The organism is Sporofaciens sp. SGI.106, from assembly GCF_050314255.1.
Taxonomy (GTDB): domain Bacteria; phylum Bacillota; class Clostridia; order Lachnospirales; family Lachnospiraceae; genus Claveliimonas.
Window position 1 is genome coordinate 1 of sequence record NZ_JBNPMZ010000050.1, and the last position, 1,546, is coordinate 1,546.

1 protein-coding gene is annotated in these 1,546 nt (G+C 34.7%); it reads left to right on the top strand.

The window, feature by feature from the left end; genetic code table 11:
- Positions 1–678 precede the first annotated feature (678 nt).
- The coding region (locus tag ACQRCC_RS15500) for a MutH/Sau3AI family endonuclease (protein WP_427851646.1) at positions 679–1,546 on the top strand (868 nt) is incomplete at its 3' end.

The following is a 1,546-nucleotide window of genomic DNA, read 5'->3' on the forward strand; positions in this document are numbered from 1 at the left end:
GTTTTTAGATTTTACTAACTGCCCGGTCAGTAATAATCTAAATTTACTTGAGGTATTCTTTTTGGTCAATTCCCTTTACTCTTTAAAGTATGCAGGAAGCTCCTATACTTTTCTTATTCCTTTCCTATTTGCTAAATCAACAAGTTACAATCGCACCCTTTCACCTCAACGTTCCTGTATCAGATTTAACCGAAACGTATGCACTGTTCTGACACGCAGGATAAAAATTTCAGATTAAGTATCCTCGTGCAAAAGAGCTATGAAATTGTCAAGGTACGGTGAAGAGATGTCGATTTCTGTCCATGTCAAAAATCAAAATGACTTTGATGAAATTAATCATTCTCTAAATGCTCCTCTACCTATATAGAAAGAAAAAAGGTCTTATACTACATTTTTTGATAAAAAGCTTCAAACGATTGCAAATTGTCATCCCTCACTTAAACACTAGGGAACAACCATCGTTTTCAAATGTACAATCATTCATATACTTGTCGGTAAAAATTCAAAGCAAATTCTACTATGTAATCCAAAATTCATCACAAAATATTCATCCAAATGATTTTCTTACCAAACAATTACAGGTGATTATTTTTCAGTGTAGTTATCTAATAGTAATCATAAAAATCATGTGATATAATGGCACTGACAGACTATAGAAGGAAATTGGAGATAAATATCATGGCTGAAATGCACCCATATAGAAAAAAAGAATTGTACCAAAGATTAAAAGCATATCTTGGAATGACACTTGGTGAAGCTGATTCCAATAATGTGTTTGATAGAACCATAAAACATCCTAAAATTACTGGTATTGCAGGAGACGTAGTCGAGCAATCCATCTTGGGCTATCCATCTGATTCTGATCAAAGACCAGACCTTATCGTAGATGGCGTTCCTACAGAACTTAAGGTAACTGGATTAAAACGAAGCAAATCAAACCCAGATGTATTTGAAGCCAAAGAACCAATGTCAATCACTGCTGTTTCTCCAAATAAAATCGTATATGAAGACTTCTATACATCTCATTTTTGGCAAAAACTGGAGCACATGTTGATTGTCTACTATTTATACGATTCCGAAACGACTGTAAAAGCAGCTGATTACGCAAACTTTCCAATTGAAGGTTTTGATTTTCACGAATTCAATGATGAAGATGTAGAGATTTTACGAAATGACTGGACGATTGTACGTGACTTCATAAATATGCTTCAACAAAAATATCCTAATTATGAAGATCATTATCCTCGTATTTCCAGCGAACTACGCCCTGATTTATTATACATTGATACTGCCCCTAAGTGGCCTCATGCACCACGTTTCCGTCTAAAAAGATCTGTCGTTACTACTCTTTGGGAAGAATGTTGTGGTAAACAACGAGAAAAGCTTAATCTTGATGTTGTTACTTATGATGACTTTGACAGATTGTGCCATCGTATCGCTGAATACTATCGCTATATGACAGGAGAAAAAATACTTGATTCAGTAGGTTATCCTGCCAAACGTATTAACAAAAGCATTATGGAGCCTGTTGTTGTTTCTATGTTTG